The organism is Mesorhizobium sp. B3-1-8 (genome assembly GCF_006439495.1).
GTDB lineage: Bacteria > Pseudomonadota > Alphaproteobacteria > Rhizobiales > Rhizobiaceae > Mesorhizobium.
On record NZ_VFTK01000015.1, the window covers coordinates 111134 to 135894 of the forward strand.

The window sequence follows — 24761 nt, forward strand, 5'->3', positions numbered from 1 at the left end:
AAGGACGAACCGTCGTGGGGTTCGCGTTTAAGCACTGCGAGCGGGGAACCCTGGCGGGTTCGCGCTACATGAACCGGACATGAATGGTCGGTTCGCAGAAAATTCAGACGCAAAAAGGCATTTTCCAATCATCGGTTCTACGGGCGAAAGCCCACAACAAGGAGAGAAGACGATGTTCAACACGATCAAGACGGCAGCCCTTTCGGCCCTTGTCGGGCTTGGCACTTTGGCCGCCATTCCGGCGCATGCGGACAGCCTCTATCTCGGTTTCGGGGACAGGCACGACCCGCGTTTCGGCATCTACACCGGCGACGATGACGGCTATCGCCGCGACTGGCGCCGTGACCGCGACCGCGATCGCGACTGGCGCGGCTGCTCGCCGGACCGCGCCCTCGACAAGGCCGAGCGCATGGGCCTGCATCGCGCGCGCATCGTCGACATCAGCCGCCGTACCGTGAAGGTGGCCGGCCGCCAGTATGGCGACCGTGTCGTGGTGGTGTTCGCCAACGAGCGCGGCTGCCCGATCATCTATCGCTGAGGCTGGAGCTGAAAGGACGATCCTCTGCGAGGATCGCCTGAAAGCATGATCCTTGCGAGGATCAGCTATCAGATATGATCTCCTGCGAAGATCAATTCAGATATGATCTCCTGCGAAGATCAATCTTGAGTAGCGGAGCCCCTCAAATGAGGCGCGGCTCAAAAAGCCCCGGAGGATGTTTCCTTCGGGGCTTTTTGTTAACGGCATGCCCGCGACTGGGCCGGGCGTCACTTCAGCTCGAAGGTGACCGTGACCTGGACGTTGTAGGAATTCTCGCCCGCCTGCACCGGCACGGCCGAACGGGCCGCATCGAACGACTTGGCCGCCATCGGCATCGGCACCGGCGCGACGTTCTGGTCGGTGATCTCGAGCACCTTGCCCAAGCTGACGCCGGCCGCTTCGGCGAGCGTCTTTGCCTTGGCCATCGCGTCGGCGACGGCCCTCTTGCGCGCCTCGGTGATAGTCGCCTTCGGATCGTCATTGGTGAAGGTGATGCCGCCACCCTGGTTGACGCCGAGAGACACCGCCTTATCGAGAATCTCGCCCGTCTTGTCGACGTTGCGCACGCGCACCGACAGCGTGTTGGTCACCTGATAGGCGACGAGTTGGGCTTCCTGGCTGCCGTCGGCCTTGTTGGTGTAATTGTAGCGCGGGTTGATCTGGATGCCGGCGGTCTGCAGGTCGCGGTCGGCAATGCCTGCGGATTTCATCGCCGCGATCACCGCCGCCATGGCGTCGTTGTTGGCATCGAGCGCTTCGCGCGCGCTCTTGGCTTCGCGCATGACGCTGAGCGAAAGGATCGCCATGTCAGGCGCCACCGTCGCTTCGCCTTCGCCGGACACGATGATGCGGGGCGGGGGCTGGGTGTCGGCGGCGCTTGCCAGCGCCGGGAACGCGACCGCGGCAGCGAGCGCGATGGGCAAAAGATGTCTGGTCATGAAAACTCCTCGAAGTCTGCGGTCCGCCGCCCGTGCCGCATCTCACTCGACTCCGCAAAGGCGCCGATTCCCTGCAGTGCGGTGCATGGCCTGGACCTGTTCACGCGCCTTATGGGCGCAAGCCGCTCTACGCAGCGAATATGGGCTGATTTTGACGGTTCCCGCCAGAGCTTTCGAAAGCCTTGTGCGGACGAACGAAAAACACTAAGCCAGCCCGCGTGGGGCCTGTAGCTCAATGGTTAGAGCCGGCGGCTCATAACCGCTTGGTTGGGGGTTCGAGTCCCTCCGGGCCCACCATTCAGTCCGCCAGTTTTGGCGTGTTTTCGACCGTCTCAGAATAGTGTCGACATTGCCGTAGGTTAGCGGCGCCTTGACGGCAACACTTGGCGGAGACGCGGCTTTTGCTACCCCCAATGTACCGATTTCGGGCCTTCGTCTCTGTGGGCTCATTTCCGTAGCCAACTGTTTGGAAAAGCGATGCTCGGCTGATGGTCGAAATCAAAGCCCTAGGAGCGAGGCCTGATCGACCCAGGTGAGTGGAAGGCCCGGCAGGCGTGATAGCCTGTGGGCCGTCAGTTCGATCGGCTGGTTGCCGGCGATGATCTTTGACACGATCTTCGGCGAGAGAAACGCCAGGGGTAGCAGCCTGCTTACCTCGGAGACGGTGGTTGCGTTCACGCTGGCGATCTCCGTCAGGCTTCGACCAGACCCATCGGTGAGTTGGTGAAGATATAGCTGAGAACGATGCACAACCTCGATCAAAGCAGAGTCCGGTTGCGAGCTGTTGGATAAGGCATCGCTTAGAACGATGCGCATCTCGACGCCGCGCCGCTTAATATCGAATGGACATGTGATCGACACCGTCTCAGCACCGCCATTAGATGACAGAACCCTGTCGAGCAGATGTTCGGACAGTGCCGGGTAATCGATTTCCATGGTCAGCGCCTTCTGACCAAGCGCGATGCGGCGGACGAGCTTTTGCAGCAGAGATCGCTTTGCATCCGCGCCGAGGGACGCCCACGCTACTCGAACCTCTGCTGCTTGATGGATCGCGTAGCGGATATCGCCGGAGCTTCCCCATCGCTGAATCAAATCAGCGATTTGGCTGTGATCGCTGAGAACACGATTCAACTGATGCTCGACCACCGATTCAACTGTATCGGCGGGAAGACGCCATCCGTCGGAGTTGCCACGTCGCTGATCAACGAACTGTTTTGAGACGTAGTACCGATAGCGAACACCGCGTTTGTTGGCGTGCACTGATCGTAGCTTCTCACCTTGCTCATCAAAGAGCAGCCCGGTTAGAAGATGCCGCTGAGTGGCGTTTGATTTGCTCCTGCGGCGCGGTGCCTGAGACGCAAGAAGCGCCTTCGCCGCATCGAAGACCGGACCTGCAATGATCGGCTCGTGCTCGCCGTCGTGGACTTGATCCTTGTGCTTGATCTTACCGACGTAGATCGGGTTCGAGAGCAGGTGATAGAGGTTGCCGCGCCCGAATGGCATCGTGACGGCAACCGTCCCATCCTGGCGTTCGCGGGTTCTAATGGTGAGGCCGTCGCGCGCAGCCTCGTCAGCAAGGTCGCGGACGGACTTCAGAACAAGGTAGCGCTCGAAGAGATGTCGGACGATCTTCGCCTCGACATCGTCGATGACTAGCTTGCGGTGCTCCACGCGATAGCCGAGCGGGACCACTCCGCCCATCCACATACCCTTCTTCTTGGAGGCCGCGATCTTGTCGCGGATGCGCTCGGCTGTGACCTCTCGCTCGAACTGGGCGAACGACAGGAGCACGTTGAGCGTTAGTCTGCCCATCGATGTGGTCGTGTTGAACTGCTGCGTGACAGAGACGAACGACGCGGAACTAGCATCGAAGATCTCTACGATCTTCGAGAAGTCCATTAGGGAGCGGGTGAGGCGGTCGATCTTGTAAACGACAACCACGTCGACTTGTCTGTTGCGAATGTCCTGCAAAAGCCGCTGCAGGGCAGGGCGTTCCATCGTCCCGCCCGAAATGCCACCGTCGTCGTAGTGGTTTTGCAGCAGCTTCCAGCCAAGACCTACCTGCGAGGAGATGAATGCCACGCAGGCCTCGCGCTGGGCATCGAGCGAGTTAAATTCCTGATCGAGACCTTCCTCGCTCGATTTGCGGGTGTAGACCGCGCATCTGAGGCGCTGTGTCGAGTTACTGCTCATAGGCCGAAGAACCTCGGACCTGACCAATGCGCGCCGGTGATCTTGCGCGCTATCGACGACAGCGATGGATAGACCTTTGCCTCGAAGACGAAGCCCTCCTCGACCACATCGACGATGTGGGTCTTGCCGTTCCAGTCCCGGACCAACCTCGCGCCTGGCAAAACATGTTTGCGCTTTGGAGTGGTCGTCACCTTGATGTCGGCAACAACGCTAGGTTGCTTGTCGCGGTCGGCCAGCTTCTTCTCGACCCGGTCTATGGCGGACCTGAGCATGCGACGCGTCTCGGTAGAAAATCCACCGAGACGCTTTTCCTGAAGATGCCAGGCTGCTGCCCTTATCAGAAGCTCACGCCTAATACCCTTTGGTGGCGAGCACCTATAGATCTTCTCCCATTGAACAGTGAGGTCTTCGCGGGAGAGGTCGCCCAAGGTGGCGACCTCTGCTTCGATGTCGAGCTTGGCGCGCATGATGGTCAAGCGTCCTTCGCATTATCGTCGATGCGATAGCGGCGAATCCCGTCCTTCCCGACATCGCTCACCAGGTTGAGACCGTGCTTCTTCTTGACGACGGCCGAGAGAAAGCCTCGCACCGAGTGCGGTTGCCAACCGGTCGCTGCCATGAGCATTGAGATCGTAGCGCCCTTGGCCTGCCGCAGACGCTTCAAGACGCTTCCAGTCTTGTTTTGCTTGGCGTCCCCGCCACGCGGGGCTGACTTGGCCTGCTTTCCCTTTTTCGCGTCAGAAGCCGAGGACGAACTAGCAGCGGTTTTCGCCGACTTCTTCGTTGCAGGCTTTCCTGGCGCAGCGTCGGTCTGGCTGTTGTCTGGCGAAGGACGTGGCGTCTCACTGGTGTCCTGGTTCGAATCCGTGCTCTGCTCGGTGTTCAGAATTGCCATGTGATTCTCCCGTCAGTTTGCAGATGCCGGCCAATCCGACGCCTGTACTGACATGAGCCCGCAATGCGGGCTGGAGAAGGCTGGCTGGGGGAGGTGCCATGGCTCTTCAAGCAATGCTTCCCTTGGCGACGAAGTCCAGCAAAAAAAGACTGGCTTCTATCCGGGCACGGAAGAGATTGCTTCACAACTCCGGCAAACCTTCAAAAGCTGTTTGCCAGGCGGCCGATAGGGCCACGTATGTCCGCGACCTACCTCGCCAAGACCGGCAATGTGACAGGTTCTATCGAACCGCGAGCGTCGCCCAGAACAGTCAGCAGGGCGACAAGGCCGTGAAGGTGCGCAGTTCCGCCTCCATGTCATAGACCGCCTCCTTGACTTAGGCGTAGCCCGAAGGCGCAACGGTGAACGGCAGTTTTGTATCCAGTCGCGGATTTCTACGGGATCAATTTTTGTGACTCCATTCCCGGTACCTGCAAGGCAAGCTGGAAGTTGTAAAAAGAGGGGTGTATTGACAGGCGAAGGGCTCGGGGGTTCAAATGTCCATTTTCGCATCGAAGCTGCTGTGGAACGGTGCCATCCGCTTTATCTTTTTTTGGGCCATTGTTGCGGCTGTATTATGGAAGCTTGCCTCCACATTCGCCTGGTTAGATGTTGATCTGATTTGGGCGACCCTCACAGAAGTGAGAAACGGAGACCTGAGAGGCGTGAGCTCTCAAGGTTTTGCGTTCGCCATAGCTAGCAGTTTGGTGGCATTTGCGATGGCCTTGGCGATCGCTTTCACTGTCATGCATACGATTTTGATTTCCCTTTCTATCTTCGGCATAAGGCGCCGCGTGCAGAAGACCAAGGATATGGTCGACTTTGCCACGTCATATCCGTCCATGCACAAGCGGCTTGAACAGCATCCACTCTTGGGCCACGCCTGGAAAGAGTTCGATGAGACCCTTGTGCCGCCAAAGGAAGAGGGTGGCGTGTATCGCAATACCGTGCGTCCCCAGGCCTTTGTCAACATGTCGGTCGCGCGTGAGCATCTGCTAGGCCTGAAGCTCGTCGGCAGCATCCCGGGCTATTTTGTCGGCATAGGCTTGCTGTTGACTTTTGTGGGTTTGGTGCTCGCACTCAACAAAGCTGCAACTGCCGTCAACAGCGTGGATGCAGAAGGCATGCAGGTTGCGACGCGCGAGTTGCTCCAGGTTGCAACATTCAAATTTTCGACTTCGATCGCGGGTCTTGGCGCGTCGATTTTCTTGTCCTTCTGGTTCAAGCTCAATCTTTCAGTCATCGAATCGGTTTTCGACAAATTCTGCAAAGCGGTGGAGCGAAAACTTCGTTACACCGCACCTCAGGCCATTACTGCGGAGATGAACGAAACGCTGGCGGGCCAACTCACGGAGTTGAAACAGATTAATTCCGCTGACTTCTTCGCTCGCATGGGCGAAAACCTCTCGCCGCAGATCCAGACTGCCTTTGCGAGCGCTATGGCGCCTGTGACGGCAAGCATCGATCAGGCTGTTGGAAAGCTTTCCACTAATAGCCAATCTGGCGTCGCAGAACTCGTTACTCGGTTCAGCGAGAGCGTGCAGGGGGGCGCCGGAACTGAACTGCGCGAATTGGCTTCCACACTCCAGTCGATGCAAGGCGCGCTGGTCGAGGCGCAGCGCGGAATCCACGGTAGCGGCGCCGATTTCGGCCGAAGACTGTCGGAGGCAGCTGAGAACCTCAATCGGCTCGTCTCGGATGCCGGTGACAAGCTCGGTTCAAGTTCCGAACAGAGCCGTGTCGCAATGGTCGAGGTCGTTGCCGCGCTGCGAGAGACGATGGAGCAGGCGAACCGCAAGGTCGACGAGAGCCTTGGCCAAGCGGCATCCGGCGCATCGGCACGGCTCGAAGAAGCAATGGGGAGAGTATTCGAACGGCTGGAAGGACAGGTATCGACGTTCAACAACGGGCTCGGCGGCTTCCAGGATGGCTTGTCGAAACAGCTCGAGGAAACGCGCGAGCGCGTGGCGGCGGCTCAGGCAGGTGCAGCTGAAGCTATTGGCGGTGCATCTGCAGAAGCTGCCAAGGCGTTGCGTGATGGGCTTGGAGGAGCCCTTGCCACCATCCGCGAAGAGATCGAGCGCTTCGCTGTGGCAATGCGTGGAACCGAAACCACGCTTGTCGCCCAGGGCAATGCAATGCGGGAGACGACCGACCAATCTCGCGCCGTGGCCGACGCTTTCCAGCGTACCGCCCAGGATGTTCGCACGGCTTCCGCACCGCTGCTCCAGTACGGCGAGCGTATCGCGGGCGCGACCGACAAAATGGCAGAGGCGGTTACTTCCTCGGTAGCTGCTCTGCAGGCGGGCCAGACCGCATCGCGCTCGTTGGCTGATGCACTAACGCAGCACCACAACCATCTAGCAACAGCTTGGTCGTCCTACGCGGAGCGCTTCGAAGGCGTAGACAAGAGTCTTGCCAGTGCAGTCGAAGGCTTGGCCAAGGCCGCCCAGGACCAAGGTGAAGTCATTGCGCAGCGGGTGCAGCAAATCGACGCCGGCTTCGCGAGCGCCATCGACAAGCTAAACCCGCTCTTGACAGACATGAACGACAACACCACTGCGTTGAGTGAGGAAGTTGATCGACTGCGGATGGCGTTGCTGCCGCAGGCCGCGGAATAGGACGCCGCGTGAATGATTAACGAGGAAGATTCTCACGCAGCCGCGGAAGAAGGCGAAAACTATTTCGTTTCGATGACCGACATGATGGTCGGCGTCCTGTTTATTTTCATCATTATGCTCATGGTGTTCGCCCTCGATTTCCGGACGAAGACGGACACGCAGCAGATTGCCCTGGAAGCGGCGAGGCAGGCGGCGAACAAGGTCGCGGCGTTGCAGATCGAGGTTCGCCAACACATCGCAGCGATGGACGAAGCGGCGGTGGCACGACGCACATTGCTGGAGCGGATCCGGGACCAGCTTGCCAGTCGAAATATTGATGTGGTGATCAGTCCTAAGAGCGATGTCCTGCGGATAACCGAAAATGCTGTCCAGTTTGGCTCAGATGAGTCGACACTAAAGGGTCAGGCTGAACGAAATGTGGAGACGATCGCACAAATCCTTCGGGAGGTGCTTGTCGACTATGTTGCATGCAAAGTGGAAGATGGTACGCGCACGTGTCGCGATACCAACGCACCCGCCATTGAGACCGTTTTCATCGAAGGGCATACCGACAGCACCGGCATCGACCAGAACAATTGGCGGCTATCAACCGCCCGCGCTTCGGAAACATTCAAGCAAATGATCGCAAGTGCTCCTGAGCTGAGAACGTTTTCGAACCACAATGATCAGGAAATCCTATCTGTCTCCGGTTACTCCTCGACGCGCCCTGCAGACAAGTCTGATACGACCGAAGCTCGGGCTGCCAACAGGCGCATCGACTTGCGTTTCGTTATGGAAAGCGACAATCGCGAGCGGCTGGAGCAGTTGCGCAAGCAGACGGACGACATGCAGGGAGAAATCAAGATCCTGATAGACGCGATCGGAGGTGCACCATGAGCCATCTGAAGGGAGTAATTCAGCAACTGAAGGCGCGCCCGCTAACCTCCCCGAAACTCCGGGCTGTTCCGGCCGTGGCGGCGGCAGCCGAGCGTGTCAGTGGCATTGATGGGCAAGCCTTCCGTCGTGAGGCGAAGGATTACAACGAGCTGGCACGGACATTTCTCAATCGCCTGAGCGTCGGGTCGGACGTAACCATGCGTGAACTTCGTGATGCAGCGTGGTGCCTTTGGATGACCACTCCCGCCCTTTCCGATCACAGCGAGATCCTCAAAGGCACGCTTGCTCGTATTGAAAACTGTGGCCGCAAGCCGCCCGGCCGTGCCTTGGCGTCGTCTTTCCTCTCAGCCTTCGCACCTGGTCGTAGCGGAATGGCGGAAGCCTCCGCCGCGCTCGGCCGGCTTGCGAGCGGATTGGGTCGGCCATGGTCGGACCTTCACAACGAACATGACCTGTTCGATTCGCGGACCGGACCGCGCAATATTAGCCGCCGCGCGCTGACAGATGGCGTCTCGCCTACAGTCGTCTTGCAGAAGGGCGGACTTGGCGCCCTCGACTCGCGATCGGGTTATGCGCGTGCCTGCGCCACGGAAGCGCTGTCACAGCTTGCTGCTGATACCGGACTTCACGCCGACACCCGACTGGCAATCGTGAAGAACCTTGCGCTTGACCGAAATGGGGGACTCATCTTCGAGGAGCATGCGCCTCTCGTAGCGAACGCACTGGTGCTTCCCTTTGGTGCGGTGCTGCCCGCCAAACAGGTTCGAGACCAATACCTTTCGCTGCTCCTCGAACTGTTCAAGGATCCGCGACTACCGGGCGCGCGATGGTCGCGGATGCCTGAAGCGGCTGACATCGTTCGCCGATGGTTGACCGAGCAGTCGCTACGACAGTTCCTTGACATCGTCGACGAGGTCGCGCTCGAACGGATGTGGGTCTATCGACGAGCCTTCTGGGAAGCTATCTACAGGGCCGAACTTATCTCCGAAGCTTGGGTTGTCTTTGACGTATCCGGTGCCCGGGCGGCCCGACGGGCCTTCGGAAAAGAGGTTTCCTTCGCCACTTTTGATGGCTCTGTCCAATCGGGCCATGCCGTTCTGCTCTTGCGTATTGGGCGCGGAGTCGTTGCCGAATGGAGTCACAACGGAAAATGCCACATATGGAATGACGCAGACGATCGAACCGCCCCAAGGCTTTACGGGCGTTCGTATGTTCCGGACGCAGTACGGTCGTACGGTAACGACTCTCTCCAACATTCTATTTTCGCCGTGACTCATTGGCCGCATGAGGGCGCGAATAGCTGGCAATCAAAAGTAGCCAACAAGATCCACCAAATGACCGGCATTCGAATCCCCTCGTCAAGCTACAAGGTAAGGGGATGAGGATTGTTTTCCGTACGCGCGTTACGCAGGACGGCGTCCATGTAGAAGCGCAGCAGAAGGGATTGCTTGGACGAAGAAATGTCCCGCCGGCGCAGTGGGAAACCTTCAGCGGCACTGAGTCCGTCGCGGCGCGCATGATCTTGTCGGCGGCGGCCAGACAGGAGGCTCGCGAAGAGCCGGCTTCGGTCGTGTTGTCCCACGCTGCCGTGACTGGATTGCCGGCATCGATTGCTAGCACGCTTGGAATAGCTCCGTTGGCCCATCTCTCGGCAACGCTCTCTTTCGAGGACAGGATTGATTCCGCGACCGGACGAATCCGCGTTCGCTGGTACGACGCGAATACCCGGCCCGTTCTCGGAATCCGCACCGGAGCTTTCGTGACGGTCGGTGAGGACACGGGGAGGCTGACCGGTGCATTGTTCCGGCTGACAGAGGCCATCGAATCCTACAATGCGAGCGCAGGGCAACCGATCGAAGTTCGCATCGGTCTATGGCAACCGGTACAGGAAGCGTTGCGCGAGAGCACGGGACTTGAGGTCAAATCCGACCAATATCTCTCCAGCCTTACGATCTATCAGGCAGGGTCCTTCGCGCTCGACGTCAGGGAAACGTCAAACGGCCCCGACTTTACGCCCGTCCTGATGAGCCGAGGCAAGGCCGCAACCCTCGAGGACGTGGCGCCCGCCGTCGAAGGTGATGAGGACGAACCAACGGGGAAGCTTCGCGACGAAATTGCCGACGCGCTTCTGCCGCCGGAACTGCAACAGAAATTCGTTTCCGAGCGTTACGAGGCCACCGGCCACACCCACAATGCCTACGTCCTTGGGCGCAATGTCTTCGTCGTCCTTGATCCTGATCTGAAGCAGGCGCTGGATGTGGTCCGAAAGATGCGCTCCGCTCCACGGGAAGCGCGACGGGCCTTTATCCGCAACCCTCGACCGGCGCTCTCGGAAGCGCTGGGCGGGGAAGCGGCCGATGCCGTCGCAGCTTCGCTTTTTGTCGAGACACAACAATATTCCGAACGTGTTCTCGGCCTTGGCGTGTGGGGAAGGCCAGCGCTTCCCTGGTTGCAGAACAAGGCGGGTCAGTGGCTGCCCGAAGGTTTCGCGCTGAAGCTGCGCGACAAGACCCTCATCTTCAGCCAGGAGGGCGTGGAGCAGCTGTCGCACCAGGTTCAGGCCGCCAAGGTCGAAGGACACGAGACCGTCGCCGTTTTGGGGACGGACTATTCCGTATCCGAGGTGGAGGGCGCGCTTACTCACATTGCGCCAGTTGATTCTGCCCCGGTCGGCATCGACCAAACGGGGGAAGAACCCGGCCAGACCGCAAGCGATGAGGTGCTGACACAAGACGACAGGCAAGTCCTTCTCATCAGGCAGAATCTGGAAGCCGCCGACTATGTGCTTGCTGCTCCTAGGCGGATTGCATCCATTCCGCTTGAAGTGCCATCAGCACTGATGGGGAGCACCAGGGCAAAGCCGCACCAGCAAACGGGATTGTCATGGTTGCTCAATGCATGGGTGGCGGGGCGACCGGGAGTGCTATTGGCCGACGACATGGGTTTGGGAAAAACGTTTCAAGCTTTAGGCTTTCTGGCCTGGACCAGGGCGAACCGGAAATATCAAGCAACACCACTGACGCCGCTGCAGCGAGGCCCGATCCTTATTGTTGCACCGACGGCGCTTCTGAACAACTGGATCGCCGAGGCAGAACAGCATCTTGCGCCGGATGCGCTGGGAGACAGGATGGATGCATTCGGACCGGGATTGAAGAGGCTGAAGCGGCCACGATCGGAATCCTGGTCTCCTGAGGACTCCCTCGACACAGACGCCTTGAAGCGCGCCGACTGGATCCTGACCACATACGAAACCCTTGCCGACAATCATCGCGCATTCGCGCGGGTTGGCTATTCGGTCGCGGTGTTCGACGAAATGCAAAAGGTGAAGGATCCGCGCACGATCAATACTCATGCCGCCAAGGCGATGAACGCCGATTTCGTGCTGGGGCTGACGGGAACGCCCATCGAGAACCGGCTCGAGGATCTGTGGTGTATCATGGATCGGGTGGCGCCCGGATTTCTAGGCGACCTCAAGAGATTTTCCGAGGCTCATACCGAGGACCAGCCGGACAATCTCAGGGCGCTCAAGTACAAGCTCGATGAGCCGCAGGCCGACGGGCCACCAATGATGCTTCGTAGAATGAAGGAAAACCACATAGAGGGGTTGCCTGAAAAGAAGATCATGTCCTACGAGACGCACATGCCCCATGCACAAGCGGAGGCCTATATGGACGCCGTTCGCTCCGCCCAGGCAGGCGAGCGCTCGCATGGAGCGATGCTTAAGGCGATTCACGCGTTGCGTGGCATTTCCTTGCATCCCGAAGGAGCCAGGGAGGTCGATCCTTATGACACTCAATCGGCAGCGACCTGGCTCGGGCAATCCGCACGGCTGGCACGGGCGATCGAAATCTTGCGGCGGGTCAAATCAGCGGGCGATAAGGCACTGATCTTCATCGAAGATCGCGCCGTTCAGAAAGCCTTCGCCGGCGTTGCCGCCACTCTCTTTGATCTTCACGCCGAACCGACAATCATCAACGGCGAAGTGCCGGGCCACCGGCGGCAGGAATATGTCAAACGGTTTCAAGGGACGCAAAAGGGCTTCGATCTCCTAGTGCTGTCTCCGAAGGCTGCCGGAATCGGCCTCACCATCACGGCCGCGAACCACGTCATACATCTTAGCCGCTGGTGGAATCCGGCCGTTGAGGATCAGTGCAATGACCGTTGCTATCGCATCGGGCAAGACAAGCCGGTGACCATCCATCTGCCGATAGCGATTCATCCAGTATTGGGCGACGCCTCCTTCGACGTCACGCTGGACCGTCTCCTGAGCCGAAAGCGTTCGCTGTCGCGCAACATGCTTGCGCCGCCCGTGTCGGATGGGGATTTAAGCGCTCTTTTCGGGGCCACCATCTCGACGCACTGAGCCATCCGATCCCTCCCATCAGCCAAGAGCAAGCACATGAAAGCGCTCATCGTTCGAGAGCCATGGATCGATCTGATCCTGGATGGCCACAAGACGTGGGAACTGCGAACCCAGCCCACCTCGATCCGCGGGCGGATCGCCCTCATTCGTAAAGGCAGTCGAGAAATCGAAGGCGTAGTTAAACTCGTCGACGTCCTGCCGCAATTGTCACCGTCCGATCTGGCAGAGTCCATCGAGTTTCACCGTGTCCCGTCGAGCAGACTTCAGGAGGTGACGCAAGCTGGCTGGTTGACACCATGGGTGCTGGTAGACGCCTACCGTCTTTCTGCGCCCGTTCCTTTTACGCGTCCCTCCGGGCCTGTTACCTGGGTCGATCTGGATGTCGAAGCCATGCGTGCCGTGCAGCAGCATTCTGCTGTCTTAGATCGGTCGAACGCCGCGACGGTGCAGGCTGTGTCAGTTGCATTGCCCACTTCAACGTCTCGCCCATACGCAGAGGAGAAATTCGATTCTTCCCCCAGGCCATCTGGGAGGGAACCGCAAATGTCCCCCGCACTCGAATCCAAGCTGGTGCTCAAGGCTGAAGAGCTCGGCTTTGCCGTCAAGCCGCGCAGAAGTTCGCAGACCAAGATGCTTGAACTGTCGGTCACTACAGGGAGCGGCAAGCGTTTTGTCTTCGTCGACCGGATGCCGAAGTCCGAACCGCAGTTCAGGGTTTTCCTCTCGCCGGAAGTGGACAAGAAGGCTGAAAACGCAATCACTGGAATTCCTGGCGTTGAGCGGTTCAGGAATGGTAGATCGGGCCATTATGTGTTCAGACACAGCGCTTTTCGCGCATTCGCCCCATATGAGGGTCAGGAGCCCGAAGCGCATGGCTGGTTAGTGTCGGCGCTACGCGCGGAATCCGCATTCGGAGCCATCCTTCAAGCTGTCGAGGTCGCTTGAACGCGGATCGCTATAAGAGACCTGCTTCCGTCAGATACGGCGACGGGTTGGCGGGTTGGTCTCCAATCCGTCCACTAAGCGTAATCATGAGACGGCGCTTTGGTCTTGTCATAGCCACGTAGAACAAGCGTCGCTCACTCTCCTTGGCTTCTGCCGTTTCCGCCCGGCGCAAGGGCCAGATACCATCATTAGCGTCAAGTATGATGACGGTGTCGTACTCCTTGCCCTTTGCGCGCAATGCTGTCATCAGATGAACTGGTCGCCGCCACAGTTCGTCGGCAGCGCCTGAAGCGTCGTCCTCGCCCGGCAACCGAGCAAGCGTATCGCGTGCGCTGTCAAGATCATCAATGAAGCGCTGGAAGTCGTCCTCATAGCGTCCCGCAAATTCCGCCAAGTAGAGGAAGGGCGGGTCGGTGTAGAATATGTCTTCCTGCGATTTGCCATAGTCCTGGTTGAGCCCCGCAAAGCCCGCACCCAATGCTGCGATTGCATCCCTTACCGTCGGCGCATCCAGGAGGTCGCGCAGCACCCGGCAGAAAACGAGGCCGGCTGCCCCATCCTCGTTGAGGCCTTTCAATGATCCGCGGTAAGCTGCTATCGCATCCAGCGCGTCGCTGTAGCTTTTTGGTCGGCTGGTGCGCAAATGGGCGGCCAATGCTTCTCGTTCCGCCTTTTTCAACGGATAGCGTTTTACGAGGTCGCAGAGCTTGACGATGTCATCCACAAGCGCAGGCGGCCTGAAATTGGCTCGCGCCATTGCACATGTCTGAAGCGCATGGCGCAGTTTTTCAAAGGCGCCACTCATGAAAATCTGAAGATCCTCTGCCGCGCAAAAGGGCAGATCCTCGCTCGCCATCAAAACCTGATACGGGATGAGTTGCGCGCGCTTGCGGGAAAGAATAGCGAGCTTCGCATTGGGCCTGTTGCTGGCGAGAAAAGATCGCACTTCATCCATTACGGCATCGATGGATTCAACGAACCTGTCGCTCCTCACGATTTCGACATCTGCGTCTACCGTTTGCATGGCAACGACACGTTTTTCTTCTCGACGCTTGTTGTTCACGATCAACTTCTGTGACGCTGCCACAAGGTTTCTAGGGCACCGATAATTCCGTTCCAGGATGTGGGTCGAAAATTCACGATCGAAATGTTGATCCGGTTGCAGGATGTAATGGGGCGTCGCGCCACGCCACTCGAAGATGGCTTGGTCGTCGTCCCCAACGATCGTTAAGTCAGCCTTGTGCAGATCAACGATTTTTCGAACGAGATTGAGGTCAAGCGGATTAATGTCCTGGAACTCGTCCACGAGTACCTGTGTGTACCGCGAACCGCCGGTGGGAAAGCGATCCTCCGCAATTTGGCGGCGCAGATCCAGGAACGCAACATACTTCTGGTCTTCCAACGTAAAAAGCGCCTGACCAATCATGGTCTGGCAGCTGTCGACCCAAAACGGCAGCACATCTTCGATAAAGGATTCAAGGCGCTTGTCGGCCAGTATCTCGCACTCAGCCAACTGGTCGATCAGATTTTGGATTTGCCAAAGCAATCCCAGTCGCATGAGGTAGTCCATCTGGTCGTGAGCGGCCCAAATGCTCGGAGCTTCATGGTCGAAGCCTAATGATTTCAGTCGTTCAATCAGGCCGTTCAGAATCTTGTCAACAACGTAGGGCTGCGCCTCCATAGCGTTCTCAATCCGAGGGTATTTGCGCCAGACGGGCTGCAATGTATTTCGCACGCAACCTGACTTTTCGAATTCACTTACCAGCAGACGCGGACTGTGATGATTGGCGCGTATCCTCTTGAAGCCCCAGCCGTTCAGAGTCACCACCTCGACAGCACTCGCCATGAACGCGAAATCGGGGTTTGAAAGTCGTGCGCGTAGTTCGTCGCGCGCTGCACGGGTGAAAGTCACGACAAGGAACCGGCCCTTCGAATCCGCTCGGCGATAAAGCTCTGCACACCGCCATAAGAGAGATTGTGTCTTACCACTGCCGGCAGGAGCAAGGAGGCGCAAATTGCCCCCGGGGGCCTTACAGAACTGCTGCTGAAATTCGTCAAGTTGCTGATCCGAGACGTCAATTGACGTGGTCGGAATAGCTTGTGCGTCAGTCATGTCAGTGTTCCCAAACTGAGGCGATGGCCTGCAGAATCTAACGATTTCTGATTGCAGTCTGCCCCGTGGACCGCAGCGTGAGCAAGTTTCGAACGCGGAGCGCAACAGCGCGCAGTTGCAAGCTTATGCTGCGGCCTGCTCGAATGCTGCGACCATGAGGTCAATGCTGACTCGTCATCGGCAACGGGATTTCCGAGCACAACTCGAGATATCTGCAGAATGCATTGGCAAGCTGGATCTGGCGCGGCGTGCTGCATTCCGCTTCGAACACAGGCGGTGACGCTACCAGAATCGACAAGCATTTGGCACGCGAAGTCGCAACGTTGAAGCGGTTCAGGCTGTAAAGAAATTCCATTCCCCGTGGAGCATCTGCCTGACTTGACGTCGTCATCGAATAAATCGCGATCGGCGCCTCCTGACCCTGAAACTTGTCCACCGTACCGACCCTGGCGCCGGGAAGACGCTGCTGGATTTCGAAGACCTGCGCGTTGTACGGCGTGATGATCAGGATGTCGTTTAGGGTGATGGCCGCTTCTTTGCCTTCCCGATCGATCCAACGCGTATCCGATCGAAGGACATGATCGACAAGACGATGAATGGCATCTGCCTCTTCAGGTGAGGAGTTCTGATTCCCACTGTGGGCGATAGGCAAGTACCTCAGGCCGGACCCGTTTATCGGACCGCTCGAGATGGCCTGGCCTTCAAGGCCGTGTCTCGACCTTAGCTTGCCCTCGTAGAACAGTTCCGAAGTGAAAGCGCAGAGATCCGGATGAAGCCGCCACGTCTCATCGAGGAAGAGGCCCTGGCCGGCGAGTATCGTTTTCTCGCCATGAAGGATATGGTTCAGCGCCGACACGTCGGTTCCGTCCGGGTGACTTCCCTGCATCGGTTGATCCAGCTGTTGCGGATCGCCAAGCAGAACAACCGTATGGGCTGCCTGCGAAACCGCCAGCACATTTGCGAGAGACATCTGAGCCGCTTCGTCCACGACGAGAACGTCGATGGATTCAAACGCATCTGCCCGTGACCAAAGGAAGCTCGTCCCCCCGGCGACCTTGCATGGTCCGCTCAATGCTCCATAGACGTCGGCGTTGTTCTTCGCGAAGACCAAGCGGTGCTGATTGGATTCCACCTCTTTCGGCTTCACGATGCATGTCAGGTCGACCCCTAGTTCGTCGGCCGCCTCGACCACCTTGTCGATCAAATTCCTGATGACCTTGTGGCTGTTTGCGGTGATCCCAACAGTCTTACCTTCGCCAACAAGCGTGCAAACCATCCGCGCGCCAGTGAACGATTTCCCGGTGCCCGGGGGGCCTTGAATGGGGAAGACGCCTCCATCGAACAGGGTGGCGACCCGCACCGCTGCTGCCAAGGTTGTCTCCTCATCGGTCTTGATCGGCTCACCCCGCAGACGCGGCGCCAGGCGCAGCAGCAGATCGCGCGCCGCGCAATATGGCCCGTAGCCAGTTAGGCCGCGGTCCGCCACGTATTCGCCGATGCGCACCAGGGAATTGGCCTGTTCGTCAGAGCCGAAATTCTTTGAGCCGTAGATCGCCTGGGGATGAACATCGACGGACTTGCCTGTCTTCTTGATGTCGATCGTACGGTTCTGCTGCGATACCGCATCGGTGGATCCTATTTTGTCGCCGCCGACGTTGTGTAGATCGTCTTCGACGCGGATGTCTGTTTCCTGAGGGATGAATGAATAGCGGTGCGTCGGCAGCTTTCCGGCTCCGGGGACTTCGCCGACAAACGTGAGGCCCGCGAGGCCGCTGCGTTCGTCCATCAGCTCTTCGGCCGACAGATCGCGAAGGCGAAAGAACTCCCACCACGTCGCCTTTGCTTCGCGCCGATGCCAATCGAGAATGTTGGCTAGTATCCATCGCGCGTGCTGCTCAGCGTTACGCTCCTCCGGATCGGCTGGAACGTCCGCGGTCAGCTTTTCAATCAGCGGACTGATCTTTGCGAGCCATGCCGTGACGTTCTCGCTCGCTACTTCGTCGCTGGGCTTAGGTCGGACAATATTTTCACCAGCAGCGATCACGCGTGAGCGGAGCATTTCCAGCCAGTCACGGAGAAACTGCGTCGATACGCAGTCGTCGCGGTTGTAGCTCTGCACCACCGATCGGTCTTGTTCGCGAATTGTGTCGGGGTGTCCGAGTTCCAGGCTTGACTGGAGACTCAGCAACGCAACGTTTGCGTCCTGAAGAGCTGTTTCGCGCGTAAATCCATAAAACGGTTCCAGCCTCTTGATCGAATAGCTTTCAACGCTGGCGCGAAGGCCGTTGCGGACAACGCCGTAAAGATCGACGAATAGCTTCGACCGCAGCATGTTGTCGAATTCTTCTTCACGCGTTGCGTAGCGGCCCATCAGCCGTTTCAGTGCCCCAGGCTCGTAGGGTGCGTAGTGGTAGACGTGCAGTTCCGGATACGTCTCCCGACGCTTGGTTATGAAGTCGATGAACGCTTCGAATGCGAGCTTTTCGTCAGCGCGGAAGAAAGCCCAGTCCCCGACGTAACTCCATTCGTCCGCTTCATTTTTGAAATGATATCCAAAGAGGTACTCAAGCCCGTGCTCGCCGACGAACGGATCGCCTTCCAGGTCAAGGAAGACATCGCCATCCGATGGCTCGGGAAGACAGGTTAGCCCGAAGCCTGCTACTACGGGAAGGAGCTCGAAGCCGAGGCTGCCACTGACTCTCGCCTCCATCTGCAACCGTGCTTGCTCGCGGATGCGCTCGTAGGAATGAACCGAGCCGCGCTCGGGCTTCCATTGCAAGGGCAGGGGCATAGCGGCGAGCGATTCCATCGCGCCGACGCCGCGGGCTTTCAGCTCGTTGATCTGCACCTTGGATATCCCGGCAACGAGACAGAGGTGATCGTCAACTCGGCGTCGATTGTCGCATTGCGTGCTCCAGCGACAAACGTCGCAATGGCTGTTGGGGTCAGGATAGGTGTCGGTACCGCCTGGCGAATCCACAGACTGTTCAAGACCGGACTTGGCTCGGCGATAGTACGCACCATAGTCAGCGAAGCGATACCGTTGTGCTGCAAAATCTGTCCACGGCGCGACTACGTACATGAATTCGGGCGCCAGACCTTGAGCGATGGCAAGGAGATCTGAATAGAGGCAAAGCTGGAGGACGGTGCCGCCCTTTGTCTCGCGCGCCAATTTGGTGTCGACTACCTCATAGGACCAGCCGCCAAGCGCCGACGGTGTCTCAATACGGCGAAGCACGTCGGCCCTTCCGCTCCACCGACCACTTAACAAGGCACCTTGGACAATAATCGGCGCGCCGGCCCGCATCGCGTTCAAAGTCTGTTCAGCATTCGACACGGTTATGTCGATGCCCTCGATTAACACGGCGTCGAGACCGGAGGCTTTAAGATGGTCGACATACGCCTGTTCGTGGATCGAACCACGTTCCCAAAGGATTTCAAGAAACGGATCGAAAGAAACAGGTTTCGCAATTGCTCCCTTGGCAACAGCCTGATCCAGAGCTGTAAGATGCCGGCAGCTCAGGTGGCCGACGAGATCCGTTGCGGTGAGGTATGTTGTGTGGTTCTCGTACTTCATACGTCAAGTTTAAGGGTAACGAGGGTTCAACTAAAGGAAAACAATGGCCCGCACGTGGGTTTTCAATATCAAGCTTAAGCGCAGCGGCTAATTTCACAAGAATATTAGGACCCAAGAGCCTCTGACAGTCTTTGTAACCAGCCGGATGGGTCAGTCGTGTACGGGCTCGGGCATACGTCGCCAGGTCCGCGCTGCGTGCTCGACCTCACAGCCTTTTTGAACACATCGGTTGGTCGCACGGCATTCCGTCTTGACGAGCCGGGTGGCCCCCTCAGCATGTCGATATCGGACCGTGCACGTCAAAACCGGCCATCGCAAATCGTTAGGCGCCCTTGCTGCGCGCATGTGGCATTCACCTCTTTCTAAGACACCAGCTTACATTGACTTGCGCAAACGGAACTTTTGCACGATCTTACCTATCTCAATTTGGGGGGAGGGGATCATGAGTGTTGAAGAAAAACTTCGCGTTCTTGCTGATCGCATCAAGACGCATTCGAGCGCAATGCTTACTGAGGAGGCCTTAAAGACAGCGATAGTACTGCCCTTTCTCTCAGCATTAGATTACGACGTTTTCAATCCTGACGAGGTCATCCCTGAATTCTGTGCCGACGCAGTGGGTAAGAAGGGCGAGAAAGTTGACTACGCCATAAAAATGGACGGGGAAATCAGGATTCTTGTTGAATGCAAACCGATAACCACAGTTCTTGATAGAGTACATCTCGCGCAGTTATACAGATATTTTTCTGTGACTAACGCAAAATTCGCCATTTTGACGAACGGTCGCGCGTTCCATTTTCATACGGACTTGGTTGCACCAAACAAGCTTGATGACCGACCTTTCCTAACGTTCGATCTTTCGGACCTGCAGGGGCAATTAATATCCGAACTGAAGAAATTTGCGAAAGCGGATTTCAATGTGGATGGGATTCTGCAATCCGCTCATCGCTTGAAATATACGTCGGCGATCAAGAAAGAAATTGGAAGCGTGATGGAGAATCCACCAGAGGATTTTGTGCGGATGGTGACCGGGGGCCTCTACCAAGGACGGTTCACGGCCCAGGTGAAGGAGCAATTCACGCCCATGGTCAAAGCGGCTTTTCGCGAGATTGTCCGAGAATCCGTTCAGTCACGTCTTTCCACAGCCTTGGCCGAGACTGAGGTTTCGGAAATTGGGGCGGACGGACTTGGCGCCGAAGAAGAGGTTGTGACCACTGAGGACGAGCGAGAGGGGTTCATGGTGGTGCGGGCAATCGTCCGCGACCTTCTAAAGCCAGCTAGGGTGATCATGCGCGATCAGAAAAGCTATTGCGGGATCCTGGTCGACAACAACAACCGCAAGCCCTTGGCCCGGCTGTGGTTCAACAGGTCGGTCAAATATCTCGGGCTTTTCGATGGTGAGAAGGAAGAGAAGGTTAAGATCGACTCGCTCGACGAAATCTATGACCACGCCGATCGCTTACGGGTTACGGCAAAGGAATATCTTGCTGGGGCAATCGGGGCGCCCTCGATTGCTTTGTGATTTGAGCATTTCGGAAGTCCAAGGCGAAGTGCACTCTTCCAGGCTCGAATTGAGCGATGAGAGTCCCCTCGCGCCCGTTGGCGGGGGGCTAGCCACGTAACCATGCACCCAATTTGGTGGTCGTCGTGCTCGGCGATGGGCTTCCAATCATCGGAATGAATGCGGGGCGAGGGTTCCTGACATTCAGTCTGATCTTCAGCCAATGACCACTTTGCGCCTCCATATCGGCCGTCGAGTTTATTCTCGCGGCGCTTCCGGAAGCGGACATCCGAACTGGTGCAAGATTGCGATCCTAAAATGGCGCTCGGCCAGGACGCGGCGATCGCGAAGCTAACCGCATATCACTGGACGATAGCGCCACGACAATATCGTCAAGGTGATACGCCGAGTCGATCGCCGCAATTAGGCACCCCGGGTGCGCAACCAAAACTGCGATGCTTGCGCTAGAGAGCTCAGACCGATGCCGATTGCTTGCAACGAGCATGTTCATTTCGATTCGGCCGCGAACCGTTAAACCTGCAGGGTTTGAGCAAGGTAGTCCCGAATCTCAAAGAGATTGACACCGAATCGATCGGCATCACCAGGGAATACAACGATCGAGAGTTTGTTTGAAAATACCTTGTCGTACGAAGCATCCGCAAAGGATTGCGCGATCTTCTCAATCACCTTCTTTCTCGGTAGCCCAACGCGCCCGCGTCCGGTGCCGATCAAACCGATCGCAGTATCGCCGAGCTCGCCCTTCGTGGCCAAGAATTCCCAAAGAGCCTCTAGCGCTGCGTCGAGCATTTTGGGCGTCGACTTAGCAGTACCCTCCTCATTTAATTCGGCCATCGCAGCGAGGTAGAACGTCTTTCCGTGCGTGCTGACCTTTGCGACTGTCCCAACAGGATATCTGCGTTTTTTTCCTTTGCCAGACGAATGCTCGTCGAAAGCCAGTCCTTTGAGGGACGCTGTCAGTTGCTTGTCCAACTCCACCGTCTTCCCCAAAAAATACTTGTTCGTGAACTTTCCCTGCAAGCTGTCCGGATTGATCAGGCCGCTGGCTATGTCGGTGTCGAACGTGGTGTTGGTGCTGATGACTATGTTGGTAGCGGGTGATTCCAAGAGGTCTCCAATAAGAACCTCATAGGAAAAATCCTTTTTTGGAATGCGATATGAAATTCGAGAAATTGGTCGCCTGGAAAGGAGAGCTGCTACCACAGCAAAACCCAATACCACAAAGAAGCTGTAGCCGCTGTATTTGTCTCGAGTGTACATGCTGAAAAAGTCAAGCATATCGAGAAGAAGGTATATTCCCCCGAGAACGGCGAGAATCCTCGCTAGGCCATCAATCGACAGGATTGCATACCGCCAGTATGACCAAGTGCGGATCGAGCTGAAAAAATACTTCACGACCTAAAGCCCGAGGTTTTTGTACGTTTGGTCGGTGTAGTAATACGGGCCTGTTTGCCCTTCTTTCCGATACTTGGCATGGCTGTCTGGCCAGTTAGCCATGGCATACTCCACAATCTTGACCCCAAACGGGACGTAGATCGCCAAACTCTCTCGAATTGCTGGCGGGCAACGGTCGTCGCGATGCCGGGTGCCATTCAAATTCACCCCGATTATTGGCAGGTCAAGCCTTAGCGCGACTTCCATCTCCCACTTGACGAATTTCGTAAGCAGTCTTGTCTTTTCGCCGATAAGGACGACCAGCAGTTTTGAGTTGGCAAAACGCTCGCGAAGTTGGCGCTTAATGCTTTCTTCTTGGCTTGTATCTCGCGCTGTATTCAAGTCATGCGCATTGTGAAAATCGAACGTGAACTTCTCATTGTCCGCCCATGCCGTCATGAGGCGGTAGTAACGCATGTCCGTATCGCCGTCGAAGCAGATATAAGTCTTATTCCTGTATGCCATCTCTTTCCCCCACCTTCTGCGCGGAAAGACCTGTCACAGAACAAGAGAGTCGTCTAGCCTAAGAATGATACCGTCTTCCACAACTAGCAACTCGCCCCCAATACAGCGCCACGCAAATTGTCATTTGCCGTGATTATGGCCTGTTTTGCTGTAGCAGTCGGTCGCTTGCCTCCGTAGGCAATCGGCTTGCCTGGCTTCCTGGCGCGCAGCAAACCGAGTAGCCGTGAAAGGTCGGCTTTTAGCCCGTTCACGTTGGAACCGTCCGCTTCCGGCATTTTCAGACTACTAGTCTGATTGCGAGAGAGCGAAGGGCGGCTTTGCGCCGCACCTCGGTGGCGACCTATATGATTGCCGGGCACGGCACGCCCGACCAGGGCCCTGCCCGGTTTTTCGCCTATCGCGAGCCCGGGCCTTCGATCGCGACCTGGTGACCGTCTGGCGCGAGGAAGACACGGCGACCGTCGCTGAGAACAGGTGCCGAGCCGCCGCAAAGACCGCCTGAGCGTGCGCAAAAGCGCTGCCGTACGGCTGCAGGCTCGAGCAAGGGCGGCGACGACGCATCTCACGTTGCGCGGCTGGGATGATTTTGAAAGTGATGGGCTGCTGCGCCGAGTTGCGAGCCCCGCCCTCGCCACGAGGGCAGATAGGGCATATACTTGAGGATCGCCAGCTCGGACCTAACAAGCTGGCGATTTTGACAGCGGAAGACGTCGCTTTAGCTACGGTGCGCGTCTAACTCGGGTTGTTTCACGCGCTCTCATAACTCGCCCGCCGCGGCCGGGCTCTGCTTCGCGCGATTCCGGTGGCTATTGCACTTGTCACAGAAGGAGAACTGAGCTTTTCACTGGAGGAGAAGTCATCATGCATTACCTTCCAAGACGTGAATTCATCGTTCAAGGCGGGGCAGCACTCATAACGCTGGCGTCCTTTCAATCGCGGATTGCCTATGCCTTTCCAACCCGGGCCGGCGAGGAAGTCATCAAATGGCTCGATCAGCTGCCGCCGAACCCGGTTCCTCAAGTCATCAAAAATCAGCTGGTGTGGGAGGATCTCGATTCCTGGGTGACTCCCAACGACAAGTTCTTTTCAATCGCGCATTTCAATCGGCCGGTCATCGACGAAAGCAAGTGGAAGCTCGAAATCGGCGGCTCCGTCAAAAATCCGACAACCCTGACGGTCGCCGACATCAAAGCTCGACCGCGCCAGGAAGTTACGTTCACGGTCGAATGTTCGGGCAATACTGGCCTACCGTTTTTCAATGGTGGCATTGGCAATGCTCGCTGGGCGGGTACGCCGCTCGCCCCGATCCTCAAGGAGGTCGGAGTTCTCGGCAGTGGTATCGAGGTTGTATTCTGGGGCACCGATGAAGGAGAAATCAAACGAGCCGACGGCGTCAAGTTCACGCAGAATTTTGCGCGCAGCATGTCGCTCGCCGATGCCATGGATCCCAAAAACATCCTTTGCTATGAGATGAACGGGACTCCCTTGCCTCCTGACAACGGCTTCCCGCTGCGGCTGATAGCGCCGGGCTGGTACGGGATCGCGAACACGAAATGGCTTAAGCGCATCGATGTGAGCGACCAGCGCTTCGAGAACCAGTTCATGGGACGCGACTATGTCACTTTGCGCGAGGAAGACCGCAACGGCGAGACAGTATGGGTGGAAACCTCAGTCGGGCGGGCGCGGCTGAAATCGGCACCGGCCCGGGTGACTCATATCGGCAATGACTACCGGATAGTCGGGGCGGCTTGGGGCGCGCCCATCGACCGGGTCGAGGTGAAGATCGACGACGGGCCGTGGATGCCGGCGGCCATAGACGAGACCGATAAGGCGGACTTCGCTTGGAAGATATGGTCCGTCGACTGGCCCAAGCCCTCCGCCGGGGAGCACACAGTTACCTCGCGTGCCGTTAGTACTGGAGGGCAGGTCCAACCCGCAATGGACGATCCCTTCATCGCCAAGAAACACACCTATTGGGAAAGCAACGGTCAGGTGACGCGACGTATCAACATTCACTGATTGGCGGAAAGCCATAACAACCTGTCTGAGATCGAGGTGACCCCATGTTTTTTGGCATTGGGTCATGTCGACCAGGCGCCGGCCTGAAGCTGGCTGGAGACGATGGCTGAAGTGATGGCGACATCTTCCCGGCGCCAGAGCCGCGTTTTAGCGACCTGCGGACGCGGAATAGGTTGGATTTCGCTCCGTGTTTCAAGCAGAAGCGAATCCCGCAAGAAAAGCTTGTAAC

Annotated in this window: 16 protein-coding genes and 1 tRNA gene; 9 read left to right on the top strand and 8 right to left on the bottom strand. The window is 57.5% G+C overall.

All coding sequences use genetic code 11. The features are described from left to right. The first annotated feature begins 172 nt into the window (after positions 1-172). On the top strand, positions 173-538 hold the full coding sequence (locus FJ424_RS15965) for a hypothetical protein (RefSeq protein WP_140653828.1): 366 nt from the start codon (positions 173-175) through the stop codon (positions 536-538). A 227-nt stretch (positions 539-765) separates the two neighbouring features. On the opposite strand, the gene FJ424_RS15970 is transcribed toward FJ424_RS15965, so the two are convergent. Next, entirely contained in the window at positions 766-1476 is a 711-nt protein-coding gene (locus FJ424_RS15970; RefSeq protein WP_140653830.1) for an SIMPL domain-containing protein, read from the bottom strand. Between the two features lie 221 nt (positions 1477-1697). Here FJ424_RS15970 and FJ424_RS15975 point away from each other — a divergent pair. Continuing rightward, a tRNA-Ile gene (locus FJ424_RS15975) sits at positions 1698-1773 on the top strand. 201 nt (positions 1774-1974) lie between these two features. On the opposite strand, the gene FJ424_RS15980 is transcribed toward FJ424_RS15975, so the two are convergent. The 3 genes from FJ424_RS15980 to FJ424_RS15990 are packed head-to-tail and all read right to left on the bottom strand — an operon-like array spanning position 1975 to position 4564. Next, on the bottom strand, positions 1975-3669 hold the full coding sequence (locus FJ424_RS15980; RefSeq protein WP_140653832.1) for a recombinase family protein: 1695 nt from the start codon (positions 3667-3669) through the stop codon (positions 1975-1977). Then, positions 3666-4136, bottom strand: a complete 471-nt coding sequence (locus FJ424_RS15985; protein WP_246677264.1) for a DUF2924 domain-containing protein — start codon at positions 4134-4136, stop codon at positions 3666-3668. Before FJ424_RS15985 ends, FJ424_RS15980 begins: the two co-directional genes overlap by 4 nt. Before the next feature lie 5 nt (positions 4137-4141). Beyond that, complete coding sequence (locus FJ424_RS15990; RefSeq protein WP_140653836.1) at positions 4142-4564, bottom strand: DUF3489 domain-containing protein; 423 nt, start codon at positions 4562-4564, stop codon at positions 4142-4144. A 536-nt stretch (positions 4565-5100) separates the two neighbouring features. On the opposite strand from FJ424_RS15990, the gene zorA reads away from it, so the two are divergent. Genes zorA through FJ424_RS16015 form a run of 5 tightly spaced genes read left to right on the top strand, consistent with a single transcriptional unit; the run spans position 5101 to position 13408 of the window. After that, a complete protein-coding gene (gene zorA / locus FJ424_RS15995; RefSeq protein WP_140653838.1) occupies positions 5101-7224 on the top strand; it encodes an anti-phage ZorAB system protein ZorA in 2124 nt (707 codons plus the stop codon). 12 nt (positions 7225-7236) lie between these two features. After that, entirely contained in the window at positions 7237-8100 is an 864-nt protein-coding gene (locus FJ424_RS16000; protein WP_140653839.1) for an OmpA family protein, read from the top strand. After that, a complete protein-coding gene (locus FJ424_RS16005) occupies positions 8097-9482 on the top strand; it encodes an EH signature domain-containing protein (RefSeq protein WP_140653841.1) in 1386 nt (461 codons plus the stop codon). The genes FJ424_RS16000 and FJ424_RS16005 overlap by 4 nt, the downstream gene beginning before the upstream one ends. Further along, the gene (locus tag FJ424_RS16010; RefSeq protein WP_140653843.1) at positions 9479-12463 is read left to right on the top strand and encodes a DEAD/DEAH box helicase; all 2985 of its coding nucleotides are present in this window, start codon (positions 9479-9481) and stop codon (positions 12461-12463) included. The genes FJ424_RS16005 and FJ424_RS16010 overlap by 4 nt, the downstream gene beginning before the upstream one ends. Before the next feature lie 36 nt (positions 12464-12499). Further along, positions 12500-13408: an ASCH domain-containing protein gene (locus FJ424_RS16015; RefSeq protein WP_140653845.1), complete on the top strand. Its 909-nt coding sequence runs from the start codon at positions 12500-12502 to the stop codon at positions 13406-13408. 10 nt (positions 13409-13418) lie between these two features. Here FJ424_RS16015 and FJ424_RS16020 read toward each other — a convergent pair whose 3' ends face one another. Both FJ424_RS16020 and FJ424_RS16025 read right to left on the bottom strand, forming a co-directional pair. After that, positions 13419-15521 carry an ATP-dependent helicase gene (locus FJ424_RS16020; RefSeq protein WP_140653846.1) on the bottom strand — a complete coding sequence of 701 codons (2103 nt, stop codon included), beginning with the start codon at positions 15519-15521 and terminating at the stop codon, positions 13419-13421. Positions 15522-15681: 160 nt separating this feature from the next. Beyond that, complete coding sequence (locus tag FJ424_RS16025) at positions 15682-19098, bottom strand: TM0106 family RecB-like putative nuclease (protein WP_140653849.1); 3417 nt, start codon at positions 19096-19098, stop codon at positions 15682-15684. A 442-nt stretch (positions 19099-19540) separates the two neighbouring features. Between FJ424_RS16025 and FJ424_RS16030 the strand changes: the two genes are divergently transcribed. Then, the gene (locus FJ424_RS16030; RefSeq protein WP_140653851.1) at positions 19541-20617 is read left to right on the top strand and encodes a type I restriction enzyme HsdR N-terminal domain-containing protein; all 1077 of its coding nucleotides are present in this window, start codon (positions 19541-19543) and stop codon (positions 20615-20617) included. A 510-nt stretch (positions 20618-21127) separates the two neighbouring features. On the opposite strand, the gene FJ424_RS16035 is transcribed toward FJ424_RS16030, so the two are convergent. After that, entirely contained in the window at positions 21128-22009 is an 882-nt protein-coding gene (locus FJ424_RS16035) for a macro domain-containing protein (RefSeq protein ID WP_140653853.1), read from the bottom strand. A gap of 3 nt (positions 22010-22012) precedes the next feature. After that, a complete protein-coding gene (locus FJ424_RS16040; protein ID WP_140653854.1) occupies positions 22013-22513 on the bottom strand; it encodes a TIR domain-containing protein in 501 nt (166 codons plus the stop codon). An 861-nt stretch (positions 22514-23374) separates the two neighbouring features. On the opposite strand from FJ424_RS16040, the gene FJ424_RS16045 reads away from it, so the two are divergent. Beyond that, positions 23375-24532 (top strand): sulfite oxidase, encoded by a 1158-nt coding sequence (locus tag FJ424_RS16045; protein WP_140653856.1) that lies wholly within the window; start codon positions 23375-23377, stop codon positions 24530-24532. The last annotated feature ends 229 nt before the right edge of the window (positions 24533-24761 follow it).